The organism is Shinella sp. 20P9.1.1 (assembly GCF_057798995.1).
This window is the reverse complement of record NZ_JBYOLC010000008.1, coordinates 191580-218200: the sequence shown is the minus strand read 5'-3', so window position 1 is coordinate 218200 and position 26621 is coordinate 191580. Positions and strand designations below refer to the sequence as shown.

At 64.2% G+C, this 26621-nt stretch carries 13 protein-coding genes and 1 riboswitch; of the genes, 4 read left to right on the top strand and 9 right to left on the bottom strand.

Features of this window, described 5'->3' with window-relative positions; genetic code table 11:
- Positions 1–53 precede the first annotated feature (53 nt).
- The 5 genes from AC27VQ_RS15915 to AC27VQ_RS15895 all read right to left on the bottom strand — a co-directional run bounded on the left by AC27VQ_RS15915 (position 54) and on the right by AC27VQ_RS15895 (position 7287).
- Positions 54–1244 carry an MFS transporter gene (locus AC27VQ_RS15915; RefSeq protein ID WP_488717017.1) on the bottom strand — a complete coding sequence of 397 codons (1191 nt, stop codon included), beginning with the start codon at positions 1242–1244 and terminating at the stop codon, positions 54–56.
- 26 nt (positions 1245–1270) lie between these two features.
- Positions 1271–2035 (bottom strand): DeoR/GlpR family DNA-binding transcription regulator, encoded by a 765-nt coding sequence (locus tag AC27VQ_RS15910; protein WP_488717066.1) that lies wholly within the window; start codon positions 2033–2035, stop codon positions 1271–1273.
- Positions 2036–2204: 169 nt separating this feature from the next.
- Positions 2205–2756: a GNAT family N-acetyltransferase gene (locus tag AC27VQ_RS15905; protein ID WP_313527460.1), complete on the bottom strand. Its 552-nt coding sequence runs from the start codon at positions 2754–2756 to the stop codon at positions 2205–2207.
- A gap of 124 nt (positions 2757–2880) precedes the next feature.
- Positions 2881–6339, bottom strand: a complete 3459-nt coding sequence (pyc, locus tag AC27VQ_RS15900; RefSeq protein WP_488717016.1) for a pyruvate carboxylase — start codon at positions 6337–6339, stop codon at positions 2881–2883.
- A 207-nt stretch (positions 6340–6546) separates the two neighbouring features.
- A complete protein-coding gene (locus AC27VQ_RS15895) occupies positions 6547–7287 on the bottom strand; it encodes a helix-turn-helix transcriptional regulator (RefSeq protein ID WP_488717015.1) in 741 nt (246 codons plus the stop codon).
- A gap of 301 nt (positions 7288–7588) precedes the next feature.
- Between AC27VQ_RS15895 and AC27VQ_RS15890 the strand changes: the two genes are divergently transcribed.
- A complete protein-coding gene (locus AC27VQ_RS15890) occupies positions 7589–9346 on the top strand; it encodes a glucan ABC transporter ATP-binding protein/ permease (protein WP_313527454.1) in 1758 nt (585 codons plus the stop codon).
- Between the two features lie 35 nt (positions 9347–9381).
- Here the strand turns inward: AC27VQ_RS15890 and AC27VQ_RS15885 are convergent, their stop codons facing one another.
- Entirely contained in the window at positions 9382–10533 is a 1152-nt protein-coding gene (locus AC27VQ_RS15885) for an OpgC family protein (RefSeq protein ID WP_488717014.1), read from the bottom strand.
- A 24-nt stretch (positions 10534–10557) separates the two neighbouring features.
- Positions 10558–19044, bottom strand: a complete 8487-nt coding sequence (locus tag AC27VQ_RS15880; protein ID WP_488717013.1) for a glycoside hydrolase family 94 protein — start codon at positions 19042–19044, stop codon at positions 10558–10560.
- 408 nt (positions 19045–19452) lie between these two features.
- Positions 19453–19669, top strand: a riboswitch (cobalamin riboswitch).
- 104 nt (positions 19670–19773) lie between these two features.
- Between AC27VQ_RS15880 and AC27VQ_RS15875 the strand changes: the two genes are divergently transcribed.
- Together AC27VQ_RS15875 and metH are read left to right on the top strand one after the other, a co-directional pair.
- Positions 19774–19989 carry a hypothetical protein gene (locus AC27VQ_RS15875; RefSeq protein WP_488717012.1) on the top strand — a complete coding sequence of 72 codons (216 nt, stop codon included), beginning with the start codon at positions 19774–19776 and terminating at the stop codon, positions 19987–19989.
- 85 nt (positions 19990–20074) lie between these two features.
- Positions 20075–23866, top strand: coding sequence for a methionine synthase (gene metH / locus AC27VQ_RS15870; RefSeq protein ID WP_488717011.1), 3792 nt, complete (start codon positions 20075–20077; stop codon positions 23864–23866).
- Between the two features lie 5 nt (positions 23867–23871).
- Here metH and AC27VQ_RS15865 read toward each other — a convergent pair whose 3' ends face one another.
- The gene (locus AC27VQ_RS15865; protein WP_488717010.1) at positions 23872–24870 is read right to left on the bottom strand and encodes a YeiH family protein; all 999 of its coding nucleotides are present in this window, start codon (positions 24868–24870) and stop codon (positions 23872–23874) included.
- A 114-nt stretch (positions 24871–24984) separates the two neighbouring features.
- Between AC27VQ_RS15865 and AC27VQ_RS15860 the strand changes: the two genes are divergently transcribed.
- A complete protein-coding gene (locus AC27VQ_RS15860; protein ID WP_488717065.1) occupies positions 24985–25857 on the top strand; it encodes a LysR family transcriptional regulator in 873 nt (290 codons plus the stop codon).
- Here the strand turns inward: AC27VQ_RS15860 and cobM are convergent.
- Entirely contained in the window at positions 25854–26618 is a 765-nt protein-coding gene (gene cobM, locus AC27VQ_RS15855) for a precorrin-4 C(11)-methyltransferase (protein ID WP_488717009.1), read from the bottom strand. The genes AC27VQ_RS15860 and cobM overlap by 4 nt on opposite strands.
- Positions 26619–26621 lie beyond the last annotated feature (3 nt).

Below are 26621 nucleotides of genomic sequence, written 5' to 3'. Positions count from 1 at the left end.
TCAACAGCAAGAGCCGGCACGCGCGACGATTTGATCGCCGCGCGTGGTTCGTCTCAATCGTGCTCGCGCACATCCGCATGGATCGCGTGACGCGACAGGAGAAGCACGACGATGAACAGCACCGGCAGGAGCGTGAAGATGATAGCAAAGCCGGTGTGCTCGGCGATGAAGCCGATGACCGAAGGCGCGAAGAGCGAGCCGGAATACCCCATGACGGTCGCGACCGACAACGCCACGCCCTGCGCGAAGCCCGGCAGGTTGCCGGCCGCGGAAAAAGCGATCGGCACCATATTGGAAATGCCCACACCGCAGAGCGCGAAACCGACCATCGCGATATAGGCATTGGGTGCCTGACCGGCGATGATCATGCCGATGATCGCCATCACCGTGCAGAACCGCAGTGTCTTGACCGCACCAAAACGGTCGCGCACATGGTCGCCGGCAAAGCGCATGACGGCCATGGTGAGCGAGAAGGCGCCGAAGGCGAAGCCGGAAAGCGCCAGCGACGCGCCGAGTTCGTCGCGCATATAGAGCGCGCCCCAATCAAGGATCGCGCCTTCCGGCACCATGGAAAAAAGCGCCATGATGCCGATCAGCCAGGGCAACAGGGTCATCGGCAGGCGCACCTTCTGGCGTTCCTCGCTTGGATGCGGCGCATCGTGCAGCACGAAGGGCCAGATGACGACGAGCGCGACGATGCCGAGCCCCGTCAGCAGCAGGGCATGCCCCATGACGCCCATCGTCTCGATGAGGAAACCGCCGGTGGACGCACCGATGAAGGCGCCGAGGCTCCAGAAGGCATGGCAGGACGACATGATCGCCCGGCGCATCGATTTTTCCACCTCGACGGCATTGCCGTTCATCGAGACGTCCATCGCACCCATCAGGCCGCCGAAGAAGAAGATCGCGACGGCACCGACAGGAATGGTCGGCGCAATCGAGAGCAGCAGCATGGTCGTGAGAAAAAGGATCGTCGCACCCTTCACCGTGCGCGTCGTTCCGAAATGCGCAATCAGAATGCCGGCGATCGGCATCAGCACCAGCGAGCCGATGCCGAAACACATGATCATCAGGCCGAGGCCCGATTCGGAGAGATCGAGACGGCTGGCGAATTCCGGGATCTTCGGCGCCCAGGCGCCGGCGAAGGTGCCATTCAGCAAGAACAGGCCGGAGACGGCGAGCCGCGTCGAGGGGAAATAGGTCTTGGCGAAGGATTTGCCGGAAACGGCATTTTCGGGCGTCATCTTGGGAGTTCCATTGCTTGGGAGGGCTAGCTGGCCCGGATGGTTTCGATGCCGGCGCCCGCAAGCGCTACGGCTTCCGCGTCATCCGCATCGGCCTCGATGACGGCGCGCGTGACGCGGGCGAGCGGCACGACCGAATAAGGAGCCGCGGTGGAAAGCTTGTCGTTGGTGACGGCGATGAGCACGGACTTGCTACGCGAGGCGAGGAAACGCTTGAACTCGGCATCCTCGAAGGAATAGGCGGTGACGCCGGCTTCCACATCGATGCCGCAGACGCCGAGCACCAGGATGTCGGGGCGGAAGGCCTCCGCATCGCGCAGCGCCTTGGCGCCGACCGCACCGCCGACGGCCGGATCGATCACGCCGCCGAGCTGGATCGTCCGGATATCGCGCTCGAGCACGGCCGCCGCGATGGCGGGCGCGTTGGTCACCACCGTCAGGTCGGCGCCGATGGGCAGCGCGCGGGCGAGGGCGAGATTGGTGCTGCCGGCATCGAGAAACACGTTGGAGCCGGATGGAATGAGCGCCGCCGCGGTCCGTGCCAGCGCCGCCTTGCGCTCGCCGCCGATCGCGATGCGCTCGTTCATCGAGACCTGCGACTGGGAAACGCGCAGGGCACCGCCATAGACCCGGCGGCAGAGGCCGGCCGAGGCCATCTCGCGCAGATCCCGCCGGATCGTGTCTTCCGACACGCCCAGTTCCTGCGCCAGCTCCGCCGCGATCACCCGACCCGAAAGGTCGAGCCGCGTGCGGATAAGCGCCTGCCGCTCGCCGAGAAGAAGATCCTGTATCGACACCGCATCACCAAATCATGCACGATTGCGCTACAATGCGCATAACCAGGCATAAACGTCAATGAATGCGGGCGATCACGTTTGCTTGCACGACGTCGCTCGACATTCATCCGAGCGCGATCACGACGACGCATGGGCAGACCTTGGAAGCTGCTCTTGCGAGCTTTTACGGCATTGTGCCGGGATAGTCCGTCGCCGACGGCTCGTTTTCCGCGCCGTCGCCCAGTGCGCGCTGCATGAACACCGTGTCCAGCCAGCGCCCGTGCTTGAAGCCCGTCGCGGTCATTCGGCCGGAATGCGCAAAGCCGGCGGCACTGTGCACGGCGATCGAGGCCGGATGCGCGCCGCCGATGACGGCCACCATCTGGCGGAAACCGAGGTCGGTCGCGCGGCGGATCAGTTCGGCGAGCAGCGCCTTGCCGACGCCCTTGCCGCGCGCTTCCGGCGCCAGATAGACCGAATCCTCGACGAGCCAGCGATAGGCCGGCCGTGTGCGGAAGGCCGAGACATAGGCGTAGCCGAGGATGAGGCCAGTCTGCTCGACGGCAACGATATAGGGGTAGCCCTTGCCGGTGATCGCAGTGAAGCGCGCCTCCATCTCATCGAGCGAAGGCGGATCGATCTCGTAGCTCGCAACCCCGTTCAGCACGGATTCACGATAGATCTCGGTAAAGGCGGCGATGTCGCCGAGGGCGGCGGTGCGAATGACGAAGCTCATGGAAGCCAACATTTGTTGAACAATTCCGCCGCGTTGTGCGTCCGCGCTTTCCGGAAAGCAAGACGAAAAAAGGGATGGGGTTAATCCCCATCCCTCTCGTTCACGTGTCGCGTCCGTGGGCCGGTCAGGCGCCGTAGACGACCAGCAGGTCCTTGGCGTCGATCTGGTCGCCAGCGCGCACCAGCACTTCCGAGATCATGCCGTCCTTTTCGGCATGCAGCGCCGTTTCCATCTTCATCGCCTCGATGGAGAGCAGCACGTCACCGGCCTTGACCGCCTGACCAGCGGAAACCGAGACCGTCGAGATAACGCCCGGCATCGGCGCACCGAGATGGGCAGCATTGCCGATGTCGGCCTTGCGTCGCACGGCGGAGGTGGCGGCGCGGTTGCGATCCGGTACCTTGATGAGGCGCGGCTGACCGTTCAGCTCGAAGAACACCTTGACCATGCCCTGCGCATCCGGCTCGCTGATCGCCTGATGCAGGATGACGAGGGAAACGCCCTTTTCCAGTTCAGGCTGAAGCTCCTCGCCCGGCGCAAGCCCGTAGAAATAGGCCGGCGTCGGCAGGACGCTGACGGGGCCGTAGGTATCGACTGCCAGCGCATAGTCGGTGAAGACTTTCGGATACATCAGGTAGGAGGCGAATTCGAAGTCATCGACCGGGCGCTCCAGCTTGTCCTCGATCGCCTTGCGTTCGGCAGCAAGATCGGCCGGCGGCAGAAGAGAGCCGGGAACGGCGGTATAGGGCTCTTCGCCCTTCAGCACCTTCTTCTGCAGGGCTGCCGGCCATCCGCCCGGAGGCTGGCCGAGGTCGCCCTTGAGCATGGAGACGACCGAATCCGGGAAGGCAATGTCGCGCGCCGGGTTCTCGACATCGGCGACGGTAAGGTCCTGGCTGACCATCATCAGCGCCATGTCGCCGACCACCTTGGAGGACGGCGTCACCTTGACGATATCGCCGAACATGTGGTTGGCATCGGCATAGGCCTGGGCGACCTTGTGCCACTTGGTCTCCAGACCGAGCGAGCGGGCCTGTTCCTTGAGATTGGTGAACTGGCCGCCCGGCATTTCATGCAGATAGACTTCCGAGGCCGGCCCCTTGAGGTCGCTTTCGAAGGCGGCGTACTGAAAGCGTACTGCCTCCCAGTAGAAGGAGATGCGACGGATCCATTCCGGATCGAGACCCGGATCGCGCTCGGAGCCCTTCAGCGCCTCGACGATCGAGCCGAGGCAGGGCTGGGACGTGTTGCCAGAGAGCGCATCCATCGCCGCATCCACGACATCGACACCGGCATCGACGGCGGCAAGCACGGTCGCCGCGGCAATGCCCGACGTGTCATGCGTGTGGAAATGGATCGGAAGATCGGTCGCCTCGCGCAGCGCCTTGAACAGCACGCGGGCGGCGGCCGGCTTCAGGAGACCCGCCATGTCCTTCAGCGCGATCATATGCGCGCCGGCCTTTTCCAGCTCGCCGGCAAGGTTGGTGTAGTATTTCAGGTCGTATTTCGGGCGGGCGGCATTCAGGAGATCGCCGGTGTAGCAGATCGTCGCCTCGCAGATGCGGCCCTCTTCCGCCACCGCGTCCATCGAGACGCGCATGTTGTCGACCCAGTTCAGGCAGTCGAAGACGCGGAAGACGTCGATGCCGCCCTTGGCCGCCTGGCGGACAAAATACTTCACGACATTGTCGGGATAGTTCTTGTAGCCGACGCCGTTGGCGCCGCGCAGCAGCATCTGAAGCAGCAGGTTGGGCGCATCCTCGCGAATGCGGGCGAGACGCTCCCACGGGTCTTCCGTCAGGAAGCGCATGGAGACGTCGAAGGTCGCCCCACCCCAGCACTCGAGCGAGAAGAGCTGCGGCAGCGCCCGCGCATAGGTGCCGGCGACGCGGGCGATGTCATGCGTGCGCATGCGGGTCGCCAGCAGTGACTGGTGCGCGTCGCGCATCGTCGTGTCGGTCAGCAGCACCTGGTTCTGCGCGCGCAGCCATTCGGCGAATTTCTTCGGGCCGAGCTCGTCGAGCTTCTGCTTGGTGCCGTCAGGGATATCGCCGTTGATATAGGGCACGACGGGCTTGGCGACGTCGGACGGCGGCTTCGGCCGGCCCTTGACCTCCGGATGACCGTTGACGGTAACGTCGGCGATATAGGTGAGCAGCTTCGTCGCGCGGTCCTGGCGCTTCACCTGCTGGAAGAGCTCCGGCGTCGTGTCGATAAAGCGCGTCGTATAGGTGTTGGTGCGGAACGCCTCGTGGCCGATGATCGCCTCGAGGAAGGTAAGGTTGGTCGCCACGCCGCGGATACGGAATTCGCGCAGCGCACGGTCCATGCGGGTGATCGCCTCCGCCGCCGTGCTGCCTGAAGCCGTGACCTTGACGAGCAGGGGATCGTAATAGCGGGTGATATAGGCGCCCGTGTAAGCCGTGCCGCCATCGAGACGGATGCCGAAGCCGGCGGCCGAACGGTAACCGGTGATGCGGCCATAGTCCGGGATGAAGTTCTGTTCCGGATCCTCGGTGGTGATGCGGCACTGCAGCGCGTGGCCGTTGAGGCGGATGTTTTCCTGTGCGGGAACGCCCGATTCCGGGGTGCCGATTGCCTCGCCGTCGAGGATATGGATCTGCGCCTTGACGATGTCGATGCCGGTCACGACTTCCGTGACGGTGTGCTCGACCTGGATGCGCGGGTTCACCTCGATGAAGTAGAACTTGCCGCTTTCGACATCCATCAGGTACTCGACCGTGCCGGCGCCGATATAGTTCGTCGCCTGGCCGATCTTCAGCGAATAGGCGGCCAGTTCCTGGCGCTGCGCTTCCGAGAGATAGGGGGCCGGTGCGCGCTCGACGACCTTCTGGTTGCGGCGCTGGATGGAGCAGTCACGCTCGAAGAGATGCACGACATTGCCGTGGGTATCGCCAAGAATCTGGCTCTCGACGTGGCGGGCGCGCTCGACGAGCTTTTCGAGATAGACCTCGTCCTTGCCAAAGGCGGCCTTGGCTTCGCGCTTGGCTTCCGTCACCTCGCGGATCAGGTCCTTCGGGTCGCGGATGGCGCGCATGCCGCGTCCGCCGCCGCCCCAGGAGGCTTTCAGCATGACGGGATAGCCGATCTCGGCGGCGAGACGATGGATTTCCGCCTCGTCGTCGGGCAGCGGTTCGGTGGCCGGCACGACCGGCACGCCGACGGAAATCGCCAGATTGCGTGCGGCGACCTTGTTGCCGAGCTGGCGCATGGTGGCCGGACGCGGGCCGATGAAGGTGATGCCGGCGGCGTCACAGGCATCGACGAATTCCGGGCTTTCCGACAGAAGGCCGTAACCGGGATGGATCGCATCCGCCCCGGAAAGCTTGGCAACGCGGATCACCTCCTCGATGGAGAGATAGCTCTCGATCGGCCCGAGGTCCCGGGCCAGATGCGGGCCGCGGCCGATCTGATAACTCTCGTCCGCCTTGAACCGGTGCAGCGCCAGTTTGTCCTCTTCCGCCCATATCGCAACTGTTTTCAGACCGAGTTCATTGGCCGCGCGGAACACGCGGATGGCGATTTCGGATCGGTTGGCGACAAGGATCTTGGAAATGGGCAAGTCGAACTCCTCAAGACTTGGAAAACGGGAAATGCTGCACCCGCGAAGAGAATTATTAGCGCCTAATTTCCAAAGTGCAATTTTGTAGTCGTCATGGAACAAAAGATTTGCGCCGCCGGAAACAATCCAGCCAGCCGCCGAGGGCCGTTCTCCGCCATAGGTTGTTTTAAAACAAACAGTTGATGTCCGGAGGCGAAGCGCTCGCCGTTACGAGACGAGGCCGAGCCGGAAGGCGATGGCGACGGCATGGTGGCGATTGCGCGCGCCGAGCTTCTCCTGGATGCCGTTCATGTACCAGTCGACCGTATGGCTGGAGATGCCGAGAACCCTGCCAATGTCCGGCGATGTCATGCCTTCGGCCAGCAGGCTCAGCGCCTCCATTTCGCGACGCGTCAATTCGACATCGACGATGGCCGAAAGGCGCGCCGCCATGTCGGGGTCGGCGATATGGATCAATTTCCAGTACAGCCGCCGGGCAATGCTGTCGAAAAGGCCGACCTCAACGCTTTCTAGCTCGACCGGCTTGCCGCCCAGGCTGAGGCTGCCGACAAGGCCGCGCCGGCCATGCACCGGAAAAATGTAACCATCCTCCAGCCCGTTCTGCCGCGCGTCGACCATCATGCGCTCCATGCGCTTGCGGTGCGGGCTGGTGCGGAAGGCGCTCAGCGTATCGCGCCAGCGGAAACCGGTCTGCGCATGGCCGAGATAGCGCACGGTCGGATCGACCTGCATATAGCGCTTCTGAAGATAGGTTTCCGGCCAGCCCTGCGGCCAGCGTCCCGCAAGAATGAGGCCCGACAGGGTCTCCACCGGCTTGGGCGCCTGGTTCAGCCAGTAATATTCGAAACCGTACAGCGTCAGCAGACGCTCGAATTCGGCCGTCGTCTCGTGACGACCGCGCAACTCGTCGATCAGTGCAAGGAACTGCACCAGCAAGTTGATCTTCATATACCCTGCGCTGGAAGCGCCCCAATCCGAATTCCAGGAAATAACCGGCCCTGTTGCGGCCAGTCATGTCCCATTCATGTTACCCCGCATACACTTGGCAGGATCGAATGATGAAAATCAATCGGATAAGGACGTTGCGACGCGCAAATCTCAAGTCATCACGCAACATTTCATTTGCGTCATGAAATTTGCGCGGCCGCGAAGAACTTTCGCCCCTTGCGCTGCTTAATGCCTGTAGCGGAGGGATCGAGGGTGCGTATATCGCACTGCACAAAAGGTTTTGCCCGGAAAGGCCGCATTCGTGTCTTTGTTTCAGGTCTATGCAAGGGCGCTCAGCTATCTGAGCGTCTATAAGCTGAGGGTTGGCTCGGTCGTTGCCGCCAACGTCGTGCTCGCCGTGATCGCCATTGCCGAACCGATCCTGTTCGGCCGTATCATCGATGCCATTTCGTCCCAAGGCAATGTCACGCCGATGTTGCTGATGTGGGCAGGTTTCGGCCTGTTCAACACCATCGCCTTCGTGCTCGTCGCCCGCGAGGCCGACCGGCTGGCCCATGGCCGCCGCGCCAGTCTTCTGACGGAAGCCTTCGGCCGCATCATTTCCATGCCGCTCGCCTGGCATAGCCAGCGCGGCACCTCCAATGCCCTGCACACGTTGCTGCGCGCCTGCGAAACGCTGTTCGGCCTCTGGCTCGAGTTCATGCGCACGCATCTGGCGACCGCCGTGGCGCTCGTCCTGCTCGTGCCCACCGCCTTCGTGATGGACTATCGTCTGTCACTGGTGCTCGTCGTGCTCGGCGCGCTCTATGTGCTGATCGGCAAGGTGGTGATGAACCGCACCCGCGAGGGCCAAGCCTCTGTCGAGAACCACTACCACACGGTGTTCTCGCACGTGTCCGATTCCATCAGCAACGTTTCGGTCGTCCATAGCTACAACCGCATCGAGGCTGAGACGCGCGAACTGAAGCGTTTCGCCGAGCGGCTGATCAACGCGCAGTATCCGGTGCTCGACTGGTGGGCGCTCGCCAGCGCGCTGAACCGCATCGCATCGACCATTTCGATGATGACAATCCTCGTCATCGGCACGGTTCTGGTGCAGCGCGGCGAGATCAAGGTGGGTGACGTCATCGCCTTCATCGGTTTTGCCGGCCTGCTCATCGGCCGCCTCGACCAGATGAAAGCCTTCGTCACGCAGATCTTCGAGGCGCGTTCGAAGCTCGAGGACTTCTTCTCGCTGGAAGACGCCGTCAAGGAGCGCGAGGAACCGGCGGGTGCGAGCGATCTCGGCGACGTCAAGGGCCGGGTCGAGTTCCGCAATATCAGCTTCGACTTCGCCAATGCCACGCAGGGCGTGCGCGACGTCTCGTTCACCGCCGAAGCTGGCCAGACGGTCGCCATCGTCGGCCCGACGGGTGCGGGCAAAACGACGCTGGTCAACCTGTTGCAGCGCGTCTACGAGCCGCAGTCCGGCCAAATCCTCATCGACGGCGTCGATATCGCGACGGTGACGCGCAAGTCGCTGCGCCATTCGATCGCCACGGTGTTCCAGGATGCCGGCCTGCTCAATCGCTCGATCTCCGACAATATCCGTCTCGGCCGCGAGGGCGCGACGGAGGACGAGGTCATGCTGGCTGCGGAAGCGGCGGCGGCAAACGACTTCATCGTCTCGCGCCAGAGCGGCTACGACACCCATGTCGGCGAGCGCGGCAACCGCCTGTCGGGCGGCGAGCGCCAGCGCATCGCGATTGCCCGCGCCATCCTCAAGAACGCGCCGATCCTGGTGCTCGACGAGGCGACCAGCGCGCTCGACGTGGAGACGGAAGCGCGCGTCAAGGCGGCGATCGACCAGCTGCGGCGCAACCGCACGACCTTCATCATCGCGCACCGCCTCTCGACGGTTCGCGAGGCCGATCTGGTGGTCTTCATGGATCACGGTCAGATCGCCGAGATGGGCACGTTCAACGACCTCAGCCACAGCAATGGCCGTTTCGCCGCCCTGCTGCGCGCCAGCGGCATCCTGACGGACGACGATGTGCGCAAGAGCCACACGGCCGCCTGAACCTCCGGCCAGCACTTCGGGCTTAACCGCCCCTTCTAACCGGCAGGGCCTCGCACGCCCTGCCGTTTTGCATTGGTGCTGGCAATCACGGCGGCCTGCCAATCGAGATAACGCGCATAGACGAAATGCAGCGCGATGCCGGCCAGCGCATAGAGCGTGCCGAGGATGGGGTTCTTGCCCGTGACGAACATCATCACCTGCCCGACCATCGCGAGGATCGTGCCGAAGATGAAGACGGCGAGCGAATGCCGGCCTACGGCCACCAGCGGATGGGAAAGCGGCAATGCCGCCCAGTTCGACAGAACCGGGATCGTCGCCACCAGATAGGCGCCGGCAAGCACATGCAGGAGGCGGGTGGTGGAGAGAAAGGTCTTGTCGAAGCCGGTCAGCACGGCCGGCAGGCCGTAGGAGAAATCGATGTTCCACCAGGAGAACACGACCCAGAGCATCGAGACAAAGAGATAGGCGGCGGACAGCACCGTCAGCAGGCTGCTGCGGGGAATGCCCACTCGTTTCGCCCTGAGCACGCCGACGAAACCGATGACGAAGAGGAACTGCCAGGACAGCGGATTGAGGAACCACTTGCCGTCGTCGAGGAAGTTCGACGGCGCGATCTGCCAGATGCCGGCACAGAGCCAAAGCGTGCCCGAGACGGCGAGCAACAGCAGCGCGCTCTGCCGGTAGAGCCAGAGGAAGCCCGGCAGCATCAGGAACAGTACGGCATACATCGAGAGGATGTTGTTGTAGCCGAACTGGTGGCCGAGCAGCACCATGCTGACGACGCCTTGCTCCGTGCGGTCGACGACGGCGCGCAGGTTGATTTCCGAGATCAGGTCCGGTCGCTCGAACCACAGGGCGCCGCCCGCGAAAATGGCGAAGGTCAGGATGCTCGTCATGATATGCGCGATATAGAGCGTCAGCGCCCGGCGCAGGATGCGCAGCGTCACCGCCAGCCGCTCACCGACGGCAAAGCGCGCGCCATAGGCAAGGCCCACCGACATGCCGGAGATCAGCACGAAGGCCTCAGCCGAATCGGAAAAGCCGAAATTCTTGTGCGTGAGGTGTTCCAGATACTGGCCCGGAACGTGATTGACGAAAATCGTCAGGAGGGCGATGGCCCTGAAGACATCGAGGCGCGTGTCGCGTTGCCGCGGCACGGCGCCCGTCAGTCCAGCTTTGTCTGTCATGTCAGTCTGATCCACATGTGTGGATCAGAGCAAATAACCCTCGTTTGAAGATTTGATGACAGTGCCGTTCACATTTGCCTGCCATCCACCATCGTCGCCGCGATCCACGCGAATCGTGACCTTCTTGCCATCGAGGTTGAGCGTCGCGCCATAGCCGTTCCACGCCGAAGGCAGGACCGGATTGACGAAGAGACGACCGCCTTCCTTGCGGATGCCGAGGATACCCTCGACGGCCGCGCGGTAGAGCAGGCCCGCCGAGCCGGTGTACCAGCTCCAGCCGCCCTGCCCGGTACGCTCGCCTTCGCCATAGACGTCGGCGGCGACCACATAGGGCTCGACGCGGTAACGTTCGGCCGCTTCAGGATCGAGCGAATGCTTGACCGGGTTGAGCAGGTCGAGGCACGCAAAGGCGTCGTCGGCCCGGCCTTGGCGCGCCAAGGCCAGCACGACCCAGGTCGCGGCATGGGTATATTGCCCGCCGTTTTCGCGAACACCCGGCGGATAGGCCTTGATGTAACCGGGATCCTGCGGCGTCTCGGCAAGCGGCGGGGTGAACAGGCGGATGATGCCGTTTTCCCGGTCGACGAGATTTTCCAGGACGGCATCCATCGCCTGCCGCGAGCGCTCGGCATCGCCCTCGCCGGAAAGCACGCTCCAGCTCTGCGCGATGGAATCGATCCGGCATTCGGCGCTCTCGGAAGAGCCGAGCGGCGTGCCGTCGTCGAAATAGCCACGGCGATAGTAACCGCCGTCCCAGCCCGCCGTTTCCAGCGCCTGCTTGAGGCGGCCGAGATGGCCTTCCCAGGCTTCGGCGCGACCATTGTCACCGCGCTCACGGGCGATGGCGCTGAAGCCGCGCAGCGTGCCGGCGAGGAACCAGCCGAGCCAGACGCTGGTGCCCCGGCCGGCTTCGCCGACCCGGTTCATGCCGTCGTTCCAGTCCCCGCCGAGGATGAGCGGCAGACCGTTTTCGCCGGTGCGCTTGATGGCAAGATCGAGCGCGCGGGCGCAATGTTCGTAGAGCGAGGCCTCTTCGGAAGAACGGCCCGGCTTGTAGAAGGAATCGTGCTGTCCCTCGGCAAGCGGCTGGCCCTCGATGAAGGCAAGCTTTTCGTCAAGCACCGCGCGGTCGCCCGAGGCGCGGCAGTAATACTCCACGGCATTGGCAAGCCAGACCACATCGTCGGAGATCATGGTGCGCACACCGGCGCCGCTGTCCGGCAGCCACCAATGCTGCACATCGCCCTCGATAAACTGGCGCGAGGCGGCGTTAAGGATCTGCCGGCGGGCAAGTTCCGGCCGGTGCAGCACGAAGGCGAGCGTATCCTGCAACTGGTCGCGGAAGCCATAGGCGCCGCTTGCCTGATAGAAGGCAGAGCGCGCCATGATGCGGCAGCCGAGCGCCTGATAGGGCAGCCAGTCATTGACCATGCGGTCGAGCGCGGCATCGGGCGTCTTGACCTGCAAGGAACCGGTGAAGTCTTCCCAGAAGGCCCGCACCGCCACCATGACGGCGTCGAAATCGGCCGCACGGCTCTTCTCGGCCAGCACCTTAGCGCTGTCCGCATCCGCGGTATCGCCGAGCACGAAGATGAGCTCGCGCTTCTCACCGGGCTTCAGCACGATATCGACGGACAGTGCTGCGCAGGGATCCCCCATGCCATCGGCCGCACCCGAAAGGGCAAGGCCCGTCGCAAGGGCCGCCGGCGACGCGATATCGCCCTTGCCGATGAAATCCCGGCGCTTGGCCGTGAAGCCCGCAAGCGGCGCATCGACGGCAAAGAAGCTGGTCCGGCCGGCGAAATCGAAGCTGTAGGGATTGGTGGCGAAAAGAGCGCTGGTCTCTTCGTCATGGCTGGTCAGGATGAACGGCGCCGTCTTGACGGGATTGTTGCCAAGCACCCATTCGACATAGCCAAAGACCGAGAGATTGCGTTCCGTGTCACCGGTGTTCTTCAAGACGAGGCGCGAATATTTGACCGGATCCTCAGGATCGACCGTCTGCACGAGATCGAGCTCGATACCGTCCTCCCAGCTGCGGAAGGCGGTATAGCCGAGGCCGTGCCAGGTCTCGAACTTCACCGACGGGCGCTGCGACAGCGCCGCAAAGGGCGTCATGACGGTACCGCGGTCGCGATCCCTGACATAGAAGGCCTCGCCCGGACGGTTAACGACCGGGTCGTTGGTCCAGGGCGTCAGCTGGAAATCGCGCGAATTGCGGCTCCAGGTGAAGCCAGCACCCTCAGCCGAAACGTGGAAGCCGAACTCCTTGTTGGCGATGACGTTGATCCACGGCTGGGGTGTGGCCGTGCCACCGCGCAGGCGCACGGCATATTCGCGGCGATCGGCGTTGAAGCCGCCGAAACCGTTCCAGAAGGTCAGACCCTCGCCATCGATCGTCACCGGCTCCGCGGCAGCAGGGGCCGGCAGCTTTGGAACAACGATCTCGGCCTTCACATCGTCTTCACCACGCGGCGTGGAGAAGAGCATCGCCATGCGGTTGATCTGGTCGGACAGCGTGCCGTTGCGCGCATGGAAGACGGCGCGGGCGGTGGCCAGCAGCGCCTGCCAGGTGGAGACCTCCATCAGGTCGCGGCGAACCGCGAAGATGTGCTGGCGCATGCCGTCGGACTGGCCGCGCAGGCGAAGATTCTCGCACATCTGGTCGAGCGTGTGCTGCATATCCTGCGCATAGGAGGAGGCGCGCTCGTTGAGGATGACCAGATCGGCCGTCACGCCGCGGTGGCGCAGATACTCCTGCGCGCGCAGCGCCTCGCGGGCAACGTCGAGATCGATCTCGTCGTTGATGCGCAGGACGAAGATCGGGAAATCGCCGGAAATCGCCAGCGGCCACAGCGCCGACTGGGCCGTCAGCCCCGTCTGGATCGTGCCGGCATCGGCACGCAGGTGCATGTCGGGATAGGTGAGGTAGCGGCCGAGCGTCTGGAAGCTCGCCGCCTCCTGCGAGGTCACGCCGATATGGCGCATATGCACCTGCGAGCGCGTCCAGGCATGGATCATTTCCTGATTGAAGCTCTCCGGATGACGATAGAGGTCGATGGCCGCATCCACCTCGGCGCGGCTCGGGGCCGCAATCGTCCAGAAGATGACCTTGACCTTCTTGCCGGCGGGCACGCGCACCACGCGGCGTAGCGCCAGAACCGGATCGAGCGTAAAACCATCCGTACCGGACAGCTGCGCGCCCGGATCGAAGGCGGCGGCGGTGGCGAGTGTGCGGCCACGGCCGATGAAGCGGCGGCGGTCGGTCTCGACCTCGGTGCGGCGCGACGGGCCGGCATTGTCGACGATCAGATGGGCGATCGCCATGTCCGGCTCGTTCGGATTGCGCTTGTTGCGCTCGGCCCGGATGACGTCGCCGCGCTTGCCGATCTCGGTGCGGACGAACATTTTCGAGAACAGCGGATGGGCGCTGTCGGCGTCGTCGGTCGAGATGACGGGCTCCATATAGGAGGTCACTTCGATGAAGCGGTCTTCCGTGCCGGTGTTGAGCAGCGTCAGACGACGCCCCTCGGCATCGTGCTCGGTGGCGACGATGACCTCGACCTCGCTGGTCAGCGAGCCGATGGTTTTCACGAATTCCGCCTTGTCGTCGCCGAACTGCGTCTTGGTCTTCTCGCCCTCGATGCGCTTGGGTTCCGCCGTGGCGGACCACCACTCGCCGGAGACGGTATCGCGCAGGAAGAGGAACGAACCCCAGCGGTCTTCCGTCGGATCGGGCTTCCAGCGCGTGACGGACTGGCTGTTCCATCGCGAATAACCCGAGCCGTTCGCCGTCAGCATCACCGAATAGTGGCCGTTCGACAAGAAGACGGTTTCCCGCTCCTTCGCGAAGGGGTTCTCGATGATGCGGATTTCCGGGCGCAGCAGGTCGGCCTGCGTGCTGCCGACGGTTTCCGGCTCGCGCTTGGCGTTGATGATGGGGATGTCGCGCGGCGCCTTTTCCTGCAGCAGCAGTTCAGCGGCCTCGATGACCGGGTCGGCATGGAAGCGTTCGCGCAGCGCGCCGTTGAAGACGACGTTGGCGACAGCGGCAATCGACATGCCGTGATGGTGCGCCATGTAGTTCTTCACAACGGCGCAGGTCTTGCCTTCCGGCACGCGGGTCGGCGTGAAGTCGACGGCGTCGTGGAAACCATAGACACCGAGCGCGCCGAGCTTGCGCAGGCGCTCGAGGTTTTCGAGCGCTTCCTTCGGCGCATATTGCGCGGCGAGCAGTGAAGCGTAGGGCGCAATGACGGCGTTCTGGCCGAGACCGCGCTTGAGGCCGAGCGTCGGCACGCCGAAATTGGTGTACTGGTAGGTGAGCTCATGGTCGCGGGCGTTGAAGGCCGCTTCCGAAATGCCCCAGGGCGTGCCGAGACGGCGGCCGTGGTTCATCTGTTCCTTCACCACCAGATTGTTGGTCTGGTTGAGGATGCCGCCCTGGCGCTCCTGCATGACGAGCGGGGGCATGAGATATTCGAACATCGAGCCGGACCAGGAGACCAGCGCGCCCCGCGAACCGACCGGCACGACCGGACGGCCGAGCTTGTACCAGTGCTCGGTGGGCAGGTCGCCCTTGGCGATGGCGAAGAGGCTGGTGAGACGGGCTTCGGACGCGAGAAGGTCGTAGCAGGCCTCGTCGAGTTCGTTGGTCTCGACGCGGTAGCCGATGGACAGCAGGCGCCGTTCCGGGCGGAACAGGAAGCCGAAATCCATCGAGAAGGCGATGTCGCGGGCGCGGTCGCGCAGCACGATGAGACGGTTGCGCAGGCCCTCGATCGAGCCGAGGTCGAAGACGCTGTCGGCAATATGCGCCTCGCAGGTCGCGACCAGCGCGCCCGCCCATTTGGCCAGCTCGCCGCTGTCGGCCGACTTGATCTCGTGGTCGAGATTGACGATCAGCTTGTTGACGTCGCGTGCCAGCACCGAGAGGTTGATGACGCGGATGGAGGCGAATTCGTGCTCGCGCTTGACGGCAGCGAGCGCGTTCTGGAAGCCGACGATGCGCTCCTCGATGAGGCGACGCAGCGGGCGCACGGTCTTGCGGTCGTCCGGCAGCTTCTTCAGCGTTTCAGAGAGGATCGAGGCGACGTCGCCGATGCCGTCGAGACTGCCCTGCAGATGCGCCGAGGGCGCTTCCGCCCATTCGCGGCACATGGAGGAGACGGCGATAAGATGGCCGGCGAGATTGCCGCTGTCGACCGCCGAGACGTAACGGGGACCGAGCGTTTCCAGCGTGTTGGTGCGGTACCAGTTGTAGAGATGGCCGCGATATTTCGGCATCCCGTCGATGGTGGCGATGGTCTGCTCGAGGCGGCGGACCGTTTCCTCGAAGCTGATCCAGCCGAAATCGCGCGCGGAAATCGCGGAAAGCAGGTAGACGCCGATATTGGTTGGTGACGTGCGTTCGGCGAGAACCGGCTGCGGCGTTTCCTGGAAATTGTCCGGCGGCAGATAATGCTGCTCGGCGGTGACGAAATCCTCGAAATAGCGCCAGGTGCGGCGGGCGTATTTGCGCAGTTCCATCGCGACATAGTCGGACACGACGAGCTGGTCTTCGGTTTCGGCCGTCTGGCTGACATACCAGGCAATGGCCGGAGAGAGCGCCCAGACGAGCGCGAAGGGCACGCCGATGAAGGGCAGGCCCGTATCCGAGATCGTAGCAAGCGCCACGGAAAGCACGGCGAGCGCCGGCGCCTGCCACATCGCCTTGTAATGGTCGAGAATGCCGCCGCGTGCGGCGCTGTCGGCCTGCGCGGCCGTGCGCCATTCCAGCATCAGCTTGCGGCTGACGAAGGTGCGGTAGATCGAGCGCACGATGGCGTCCGCCATCAGCGCCGCCGAATGGGCGATGAAGGCGATGCGCAGCGCGACCTGCGCATTGGAGGCGCGGATATCGGAGATGACCCGGTGCACATGGGCGCGCGCGACGATGTCGCCGCGGCGCGGCATGATGCCCGAGATCAGCGACAGGGTCGGCGCGACGAAGAGCAGGAAGATCAGCACGAGCTGCCAGATCAACGCCTGACGCGGTTCCATATAGTACCAGCCCATGACGGAGGCGACGAGCCAGCCGATGGGGATGAGGCTGCGGCGCAAGTTGTCGTACATCTTCCAGCGGCCGAGCATGGAAATGCCGTTGGCCGGGTTGAAAAGGTAGGGCAGGAGCTGCCAGTCGCCACGCGCCCAGCGATGCTGGCGCGAGGTTTCCGTGCCGTAGCGGGTCGGGAAGTCCTCGATGAGTTCGACGTCGGTAACCAGCGCGCAATGCGACAGCGAGCCTTCAAGCAGATCGTGGCTGAGCACTTCGTTTTCGCCGATGCGGCCCTTCACGGCCGCCTCGAAGGCGTCGACATGGTAGAGGCCCTTGCCGGTAAACGTGCCTTCTCCGGCGAAGTCCTGATAGACGTCCGAGACGGTGAAGACGTAAGGGTCGACGCCGCGGTCGGCGGAGAAGATGCGCTGGAAGGTCGAGGCTTCCTTGCCGGTCGTCAGCGACGGCGTGACGCGCGGCTGGAGAATGCTGTAGCCGGCGGTGACCTTGCCTTTTTCGGCATCGATGACCGGGCGGTTGATCGGGTGGTGCAGCTTGCCGACGAGCTTCGTCACGGCATCGCGCATCAGGCGCGTGTCGGAATCGAGCGTCATGACGTATTTGACGTCAGGCGGCACCACATTGGCGCCTGGCAGGAAGGTTGTGTCGCCGTCGCCGCGCAAAAGCAGGTTCAGTTCGTGCAGCTTGCCGCGCTTGCGCTCCCAGCCCATCCAGGCGCCCTCGGAGGGATTGTAGAGGCGGCGGCGGTGCAGGAGGTAGAAGCGCGTGCGGCCGTCATAGGCATAACGCGCCGAAAGCGCCGCGATCTCGCGCTTGGCGTATTCCAGCACTTCGAGGTCTGCGGGGGTTTCCTCGACTTGGGCGTCCGTCCAGTCGCTGACCAGCGAGAAATAGATCTCGCCGCGCGGGTTGGCGAGGTAGTGCACCTCGAGATTGCGCACGAGTTCGTCGACATGGTCGCGCTTGGCGATCAGACAGGGCACGACGACGAGCGTGCGCGCATCGTCCGGAATGCCGTCCTTGAATTCGTAGCCGACGAGCCGCGAGGGCGTGACGAAGAAGGTGACGAGCGTGTTGAACAGGCCCGACGCGCCTTCCGAGGCCGGCAGCGCGAAGAGCACCAGCATGATCAGCCAGGCGCCGTTCGGGATATCGAGCTGATCGAGGAAATAGAAGACCGCGATCATCGCCAGAAGCGTCAAGAGGATGTTCGGCCCGGCAATGGCGAACCAGTCGAGCTTGCGGCCGAAGCGCACGATGCGCTGCACGATGGAGGGACGGTAGCCGATACGCTTTTCAAGCTGCTTGCGCTTCTTGCCGACGAGGAAGGCGGCGACATTGGCCTTGTAGTCGAGATCTTCGACATGGGCGGTCGCATCTTCCGCCGTCATGGCGAGCGCGATCTCCGTGACTTCAAGCTCCGTCTTGCCGGAGCGGCGGGCGAAACGCTCGATCGTGTTGCGGTATTTGTTGCGCGAGCCGAAATCGAGGTCGGAATAATCCGAGCCCTGGCGCAGCGCCTCGTCGAGGCGGCTGACACTCTCGAACCAGACGGGCCATTCCGTATCGTCGACGGTGCGCAGGCTCTTGATGAGCGAGCTCATCGTCGCGTTGCCGGAGGACAGGCGGTTGTTTTCCGAGACGATCAGTTCTTCGAGATCACTGCCGCGGCTCTCGATCTTGCGCTCCAGCCACTGGATCACCACACCGGACGCCTGCAGGCCATCCCGCAGCCGGTAGAGCAGCTGCGTGACGAAGGTGTTGTCCTCGACGAAGTTCTCGATCGAGCGCAGATACTGGATGCTCTTTTCGGGATCGTTCAGGCGCACCAGCTCGTCGGCGACGTCATTGGCCTTGAAGCGCATCTTGCGGGAGCGCTCGACACGGCTGGAGATGCGGCGCAGGTTTTCGAGCAGCACGAAGCGGATGAAGGACGGCAGCGCCCAGAGTTCACCGATCTTCAGCGCATCGATCTTCTGGAAACCCTGCACGAAGGCCGTCAAGCTTTCATGCGAGATGTTGCTCTGGGTATGGGCGACGTAGAGCCAGGCCAGCACCAGCGTGCGCGGCACCGCCTGCCCGTCGATCTCGACGGTCGGCAGCTGGCGATAGAAACGGCGCGGGAAGTCGCGGCGGACCTCCTGGATGGCCTCTTCGATGACGTAATAATTGTCGAGCAGCCATTCGGCGGCGGGTGTGATCTGCGCGCCCGACTCCACGTCCTTGGCCGTCGCCTGATAAACGCGGAAGATTTCCTTCTCGTTTTCCTTGTGCCGGGCGCGGAATTCGAAGGGCCGGAAACCGGGCAGCGGCGCGGTCTTGTCGCGCGCCAGCGCCTCGCCGCATTCGGCCAGCTCCTCCAGCGTCAGATAGGTGGCGCGGATCGAATCGTTATAGTCGATCTGCTTGGCGTCTGCGTCGCGGGCGGCGTGCGGCGTATTATGAAGGGACATATTTCTTAATCTGGATCCGGCCATGTTGAGCCATCCGGCAAAGGCCTGTGCGCCGGAGGGTTTTTTGCGGGCAGGTTTCGTCTCTGTGCCGCGATCAGCCATGACACCATGCGACGCCCTCATGGCGCTGACGGAAAGAACATGGCTCAGGCGACACGCTGATTGGCATCCTGGCCGCGTGGTGCATGAAAACGGCATTTTTTAGCCGTAAGGACAGAGACTTGCAACATCTGAGCGTATCGGGATGGCTCGGCATTGGCCCTCATCTGCGGTTTTGGTGAATCACGCCCTCGCCGGCGAGATGAGCGAGGGGCAGGAGGCAGGCGGAAGCCCAAATGCATTGCTGAGAAAAAAGTTCCGGGCCTGTGCATCGTGTTCCCGCATCCTTGACTTACTTACCGCGTCACGCCAGTCTCCGGCCGTCAGGGTCTTCCGAGTCGCATGCGGCTCGGAGGCTAAGAGGGAAGCCGGTGCGATGCTCCAAGGAGGATCAAGACCGGCGCTGCCCCCGCAACTGTGAACGGCGAGCCGATGTCGCTCCATGCCACTGGTGTGAACCACCGGGAAGGCGAGACAAAGGCAATGACCCGCAAGCCAGGAGACCTGCCCTGACACGTCTGTAACGTCCATGGGCGGGGTGTCCCAAGGGTGCGCTTGTTGTCGCCCGCGGGCGAGTTTTTCAGCAGCGTGCGTCCGGTCATCCCCCAATTTTCAATTGGGGAAAAAGAAATGTTTCAATTCACCGATATCCAGCCGTCCGGCACCGGCAAGCCGGAATCCGTCTTCATCTCCTGGCTGCTCTGGCAACCGCGCGGCGCCGATCTTCCGGTCGAGGCGCTGAAGGAGGTGGACAAGCTTGCCCGTTGCCAAAGCGCCGACCCTGACATCATCCGCCTCAAGGCGCTGTTCGCCTCGCTTGCTGGGGCGAATGAACCGATGCACTAGGGCCAAACCACATAAAGATATATTGACATAAAGATATCTTTATGTGAACTCCGATGCAGACGATACTGCATCGGAGGGTTTCCCCATGGCCACTTCCCACCTGGACGACCTGTTCGGCCCCGAACAGCCGAAGCGGGACGGTCGCGAGATCCGCGCCGCCCTCGAAGCCGCCGCCCGCGAACGCATTCTCGTGCTCGACGGCGCCATGGGCACGGAAATCCAGACGCTGAAACTGGTCGAGGACGATTTCCGCGGCGACCGTTTCGGCGATTGCGCCTGCCACCAGCAGGGCAACAACGATCTGCTGACGCTGACCCAGCCCGGCGCCATCGAGGACATCCACTATCGCTACGCGCTCGCCGGCGCCGATATTTTGGAAACCAACACCTTCTCCTCCACCACCATCGCCCAGGCGGACTATGGCATGGAGGACATGGTCTATGAGCTGAACCGCGACGGCGCGCGCCTTGCCCGCCGCGCCGGCCTGCGTGCCCAGCAAAAGGACGGCCGACGCCGCTTCGTCGCCGGTGCGCTCGGCCCGACCAACCGCACCGCCTCCATCTCGCCCGACGTCAACAATCCCGGCTACCGTGCCGTGACCTTCGACGATCTCAGGATCGCCTATGCCGAACAGCTGCGCGGCCTCATCGACGGCGGTGCCGACATCATCCTGATCGAGACGATCTTCGACACGCTGAACGCCAAGGCCGCGATCTTCGCCACGCGCGAGGTCTTCGAGGAAAAGGGCATCGACCTGCCCGTCATGATCTCGGGCACCATCACCGACCTTTCCGGCCGCACGCTGTCCGGCCAGACGCCGGAGGCTTTCTGGAATTCCGTGCGCCATGCCGATCCCTTCTCCATCGGCCTCAACTGCGCACTCGGGGCCAATGCCATGCGCGCCCACCTCGCCGAGATTTCCTCCGTGGCGCAAACCTTCGTCTGCGCCTATCCCAATGCCGGCCTGCCCAACGCCTTCGGCCAGTATGACGAGACGCCGGACGAGATGGCCGCCCAGATCGAAGGGTTCATGCGCGACGGCCTGGTCAATATCGTCGGCGGCTGCTGCGGCTCGACGCCGGACCATATCCGCGCCATCGCCGAGGCGGCGTCGCGCCACAAGCCGCGCCAGATCCCGGATATTCCGCGCCACATGCGCCTTTCCGGCCTCGAACCCTTCACGCTGACCGAAGCCATTCCCTTCGTGAATGTCGGCGAGCGCACCAATGTCACGGGCTCGGCGAAATTCCGCAAGCTGATCACGGCGGGCGACTATGCAGCCGCTCTCGACGTCGCGCGCGACCAGGTGGCGAACGGCGCGCAGATCATCGACATCAACATGGACGAGGGCCTGATCGATTCCGCCAAGGCGATGGTGGAATATCTCAACCTCATCGCCGCCGAGCCCGATATCGCCCGTGTTCCCGTGATGATCGACAGTTCGAAATGGGAGGTGATCGAGGCCGGCCTGAAATGCGTGCAGGGCAAGCCGCTGGTCAATTCCATCTCGCTGAAGGAAGGCGAAGAGGCCTTCCTGCACCATGCCAAACTGGTGCGCGCCTATGGTGCCGCCGTCGTCGTCATGGCCTTCGACGAGAAAGGGCAGGCTGACACCAAGGCGCGCAAGGTGGAAATCTGCACCCGCGCCTACACGCTGCTCACCGAAATCGCCGGCCTTGCGCCGGAAGATATCGTCTTCGACCCCAATATCTTCGCGGTGGCGACCGGCATCGAGGAGCACGACAACTACGGCGTCGATTTCATCGAGGCGACCGCCGAGATCACCGCTACCCTGCCGCATGTCCATATCTCGGGCGGCGTCTCCAACCTCTCCTTCTCCTTCCGCGGCAACGAGCCAGTGCGCGAGGCGATGCACGCCGTCTTCCTCTACCACGCCATCCAGGCGGGCATGGACATGGGCATCGTCAATGCCGGCCAGCTCGCCGTCTATGACACGATCGAGCCGGACCTGCGCGAGGCCTGCGAGGACGTGGTGCTGAACCGCGTGCCGAAGGCCGGCGGGACCGCGACGGAACGCCTGCTCGACATCGCCGAGCGCTTCAAGGGCGCGGCCGGCAAGGAGGCTCGGGAGCGCGACCTCGCCTGGCGCGAATGGCCGGTGGAAAAGCGGCTGGAACATGCCCTCGTCAACGGCATCACCGAATTCGTCGAGGAAGACACCGAAGAGGCACGTCAGAACGCGGAGCGTCCACTGCACGTCATCGAGGGTCCCTTGATGGCCGGCATGAACGTCGTCGGCGACCTTTTTGGCGCAGGAAAGATGTTCCTGCCGCAGGTGGTGAAATCCGCCCGTGTGATGAAGCAGGCCGTCGCGGTGCTGCTGCCTTATATGGAAGCCGAAAAGCGCGCCAATGGCGGCAGCGGCGAACGGCAGAGCGCGGGAAAGATCCTGATGGCCACCGTCAAGGGTGACGTGCACGATATCGGCAAGAACATCGTCGGCGTCGTGCTCGCCTGCAACAATTACGAGATCATCGACCTCGGCGTCATGGTGCCGGCAACGAAGATCCTTGAGACGGCGAAAGCCGAAAAGGTCGATATCATCGGCCTCTCCGGCCTCATCACCCCCTCGCTCGACGAGATGGTGCATGTCGCCGCCGAAATGGAGCGCGAAGGCTTCGACATCCCGCTGCTCATTGGCGGCGCGACGACGAGCCGTGTTCATACCGCCGTGAAAATCCACCCGCGCTACGACCGTGGCCAAACGGTCTATGTCACCGATGCGAGCCGCGCCGTCGGCGTGGTCGGCAGCCTGCTGTCGCCCGAGATGAAGCCCGGCTATGTCGAGACGCTGAAGGCGGAGTACCGCAAGGTCGCCGACGCCCATGCCAGAAGCGAGGCCGAAAAACAGCGTCTGCCGCTCGCCAAGGCCCGCGAAAACGCCTTCAAGGCCGACTGGTCCGTCTACCGGCCGAAGACGCCGTCCTTCCTCGGCACCCGCGTCTGGCAGGACTGGGACCTCGCAGACCTTGCCCGCTACATCGACTGGACGCCCTTCTTCCAGACCTGGGAACTGAAGGGCGTCTATCCGAAAATCCTCGACGACGAGAAGCAGGGCGCCGCCGCCCGCCAGCTTTTTGCCGATGCGCAGGCCATGCTGGAACAAATCATCGCGGAGAAATGGTTCACGCCCAAGGCCGTCGTCGGTTTCTGGCCGGCCGGCACGGTGGGCGACGATATCAGGCTCTTCACCGACGAGACGCGAACCAGGGAACTCGCCACCTTCTTCACGCTGCGCCAGCAGCTGTCCAAGCGCGACGGCCGGCCGAATGTCGCGCTCGCCGATTTCGTTGCGCCTGCCGACAGCGGCAAACAGGATTATCTCGGCGGTTTCGTCGTCACGGCCGGCATCGGCGAGATCGCCATTGCCGAGCGCTTCGAGCGGGCGAACGACGACTACAACTCGATCCTCGTCAAGGCGCTCGCCGATCGCTTCGCCGAAGCCTTTGCCGAGCGCATGCACGAAGTCGTGCGCAAGGAACTCTGGGGCTACGCCGCCGATGAAACCTTCGCTCCGACCGATCTGATCGGCGAGCCCTATATCGGTATTCGCCCCGCGCCCGGCTATCCCGCCCAGCCCGACCACACGGAAAAGACGGCCCTCTTCCGCCTCCTCGATGCGGAAAAGGAAATCGGCGTGACGCTGACGGAGAGCTTTGCCATGTGGCCCGGCTCCTCCGTCTCCGGCCTCTATATCGCGGCGCCCGAAAGCTACTATTTCGGCGTCGCCAAGGTCGAGCGCGACCAGGTGGAGGACTATGCGCGGCGCAAGGGCATGACGGTCGGCGAGGTCGAGCGCTGGCTGGGGCCGGTCCTCAACTACATACCGGCGACCGCGCGGGAAAACGCGGCCTGAGATTTTCAGGCCGTCGCAAGGTCGAGCAGCAGCACCATGGCATAGCTCGCAGCTATGAGCACGCCGAGCGACAGCACGACCGCGGCCGTCACCCGCGGCCCGGCGCGCATCACCCGGCGCAGGTCGATGTCGAGACCGAGCGCCGCCATCGACAGGATCGTCAGCACCGTCGCCACGCCATTCATGCGCGCGGCCAAGGCGGCATCGACGAGGCCGGTGCTGCGGGCAAAGAGCAGCGCGAGAAAGCCGAGGATGAACCAGGGCACCATCAGGTGCAGCGCCGGGCGTTTGCCCCGCGCCTTGCCCGAGGCGAGCGACAGCAGGAAGATGACCGGGCCGAGCATCAGCACCCGCACCAGCTTGACGAAGGTGCCGATCTGGATGCTGAGCGCAGAGACCGGCGCGGTGGCGGCCAGCACCTGCGGCACCGCATAGACCGTCATGCCGGCCATGACGCCGTAACCCGTCGCCGAAAGCCCGAGCAGCGGCACCAGCACCGGCAGAGCAAGCACGGTCAGCATGCCGAGAACCGCGGTGAAGGCGATGGAGGAGGCGATATCCTCCGCATCCGCCCGGATGACCGGCGCGGTCGCGGCGATCGCCGAATTGCCGCAGATCGAGTTGCCGCAGGCGACGAGCAGCGCGACGGGGCGGGACAGGCCAAGCCCCCGGCCGATCGCATAGCTTGCGATGAGAGCGATACCCACGACAACCGCGATGGCCGCGATCAGCGGCAGGCCCATCTCCGTTACTGCCGCCGCACTCACGCTTGCACCGAGCAGCACGATGGCAATCTCCAGAAAATACTTTGCCGAAAAGGCGGTGCCGGGGTCGAAGAGAGCGGGCCGGCGCAACATGAGGCGGCAGAGCGCACCGATCAGGATCGCCAGCACCAGCGCCTCAACCCAGGCACCGCCCGTCAGCCACCGTTCCAGCCACTCGGCACTGAGCGCGAGGCCGGAGACCAAGGTGGAGAGCAGCACGCCCGGAAACAGGGATGCCATTCCAAAATTTCTACGATTCCTGACTAAATTTTCCATGCGCCAAAAGTGCGCTTGAAAATCCGTTCGATCTATCGGCAAATATCGGATGTTTCATTCGATTTTATCAAACAGATGATGACGCTCGACCAGCTCCGTATCTTCATCGCCGTGGCCGAGCGCGAGCACCTGACCCAGGCGGCCGAGGCGCTCAACCTCACGCCCTCGGCCGTCAGCTCCGCGATCCGCGTGCTGGAGGAGCGCTACGGCATCGCATTGTTCCACCGCACGGGGCGGCGCATCGAACTCACGGAGACCGGGGCGGCCTTCCTGCCCGAGGCGAAGGCCACGCTGGCGCGGGCGGCGGGCGCGGACCTCTTCCTCACCGAGATCGGCGGCCTGAAGCGCGGCACGCTGACGCTTGCGGCCAGCCAGACCGTCGCCGGCTCCTGGCTGCCGCCGCGGCTGATGCGCTTCAAGGCGGACTATCCGGCCATCGATATCAGGCTCGGCGCCAGCAACACCGAGCAGGTGGCCGACGCCGTGCTCGAAGGGCAGGCGGAACTCGGCTTCGTCGAGGGTATCGTGGATCATCCCGCCCTTGCCCAGCGCGTCGTCGCCCATGACCGGGTGGTGATCGTCGCCCCGTCAGGCCATCCGCTTGCCGGCCGGCCGGCGGATGCGGCGATGCTGACCACAGCCCGCTGGGTGCTGCGCGAACCGGGCTCCGGCACGCGCAGCGCGCTCACCGCGACGCTTGCCGATCATGGCGTGACGGAGGATGCGCTGGATGTGGCGCTGTCGCTCCCCTCGAACGAGGCGGTGCGCAGCGCGGTGCTGACCGGCGGTGCGCTGACGGCGGTGTCCTTTGCCGTGGTGGAGGACGACATCGCCGCCGGCAGGCTCATGCCCGTCGGCTTCGCCCTGCCGGAACGGGCCTTCCGACTGCTGCGGCACAAGGAGCGCTATCGCTCCAAGGCCGCGCGTGCCTTCGAGGTGATGCTGCCTTAAAACCCGTCGCGGCCGCGGAAGCGGCGCTGATAGGCGGGATCGTAGAGCGAGCTTTCGCGAAAATCCTCCGCCGCCAGCGAGCGGCCGACGAAGATCAGCGCCGTGCGCTCGATCGGCTCTTCCGCCACCTTCGCAGCGATATCGGAAAGCGTGCCGCGCACCACGCGCTCATCCGGCCAGGAGGCCTTGACGACGATCGCGACCGGGCAATCGGCGCCGTAGAGCGGCGTGAGTTCCGTCACCACCTGGTCGAGCGCATGGATGGCGAGGTGAATGGCGAGCGTCGCCCCCGTCGCGCCAAATCCCTGCAGGGTCTCGCGGTTCGGCATAGGCGAGGCGCGGCCTGAAACGCGGGTGAGTACAAGGCTCTGCGCAACGGCGGGAATGGTGAGTTCGCGGCCAAGTGCTGCAGCCGCCGCCGCGAAGGAGGGCACACCCGGCGTCATCGTATAGGCGATGCCATTCTTTTCCAGCCGCCTTATCTGCTCGGCAACGGCGCTCCAGACCGAGAGATCGCCGGAATGCAGCCGCGCCACATCCTCGCCCGCCGCAGCCGCGCGGACATATTCCACCTCGATCTCGTCGAGCGACATCGGAGCCGTATCGACGATGCGCGCACCGGGCGGGCAATATTGCAGAAGCTCCGGCGAGACGATCGAGCCGGCATAGAGGCAAACGGGGCATTTGCCGATGAGATCGCGGCCGCGCACGGTGATGAGGTCGGCGGCGCCGGGGCCGGCGCCGATGAAGTGAACGGTCATGTC

Excerpts from the sequence above, each read along its gene's own strand:
- AC27VQ_RS15885 (WP_488717014.1), bottom strand. The coding sequence starts at position 10,533 with ATGACAGACAAAGCTGGACTGACGGGCGCCGTGCCGCGGCAACGCGAC.
- cobM (WP_488717009.1), bottom strand. The coding sequence starts at position 26,618 with ATGACCGTTCACTTCATCGGCGCCGGCCCCGGCGCCGCCGACCTCATC.
- AC27VQ_RS15895 (WP_488717015.1), bottom strand. The coding sequence starts at position 7,287 with ATGAAGATCAACTTGCTGGTGCAGTTCCTTGCACTGATCGACGAGTTG.
- AC27VQ_RS15865 (WP_488717010.1), bottom strand. The coding sequence starts at position 24,870 with ATGGCATCCCTGTTTCCGGGCGTGCTGCTCTCCACCTTGGTCTCCGGC.
- AC27VQ_RS15875 (WP_488717012.1), top strand. The coding sequence starts at position 19,774 with ATGTTTCAATTCACCGATATCCAGCCGTCCGGCACCGGCAAGCCGGAA.
- AC27VQ_RS15860 (WP_488717065.1), top strand. The coding sequence starts at position 24,985 with ATGACGCTCGACCAGCTCCGTATCTTCATCGCCGTGGCCGAGCGCGAG.
- metH (WP_488717011.1), top strand. The coding sequence starts at position 20,075 with ATGGCCACTTCCCACCTGGACGACCTGTTCGGCCCCGAACAGCCGAAG.
- AC27VQ_RS15905 (WP_313527460.1), bottom strand. The coding sequence starts at position 2,756 with ATGAGCTTCGTCATTCGCACCGCCGCCCTCGGCGACATCGCCGCCTTT.
- AC27VQ_RS15915 (WP_488717017.1), bottom strand. The coding sequence starts at position 1,244 with ATGACGCCCGAAAATGCCGTTTCCGGCAAATCCTTCGCCAAGACCTAT.
- AC27VQ_RS15880 (WP_488717013.1), bottom strand. The coding sequence starts at position 19,044 with ATGTCCCTTCATAATACGCCGCACGCCGCCCGCGACGCAGACGCCAAG.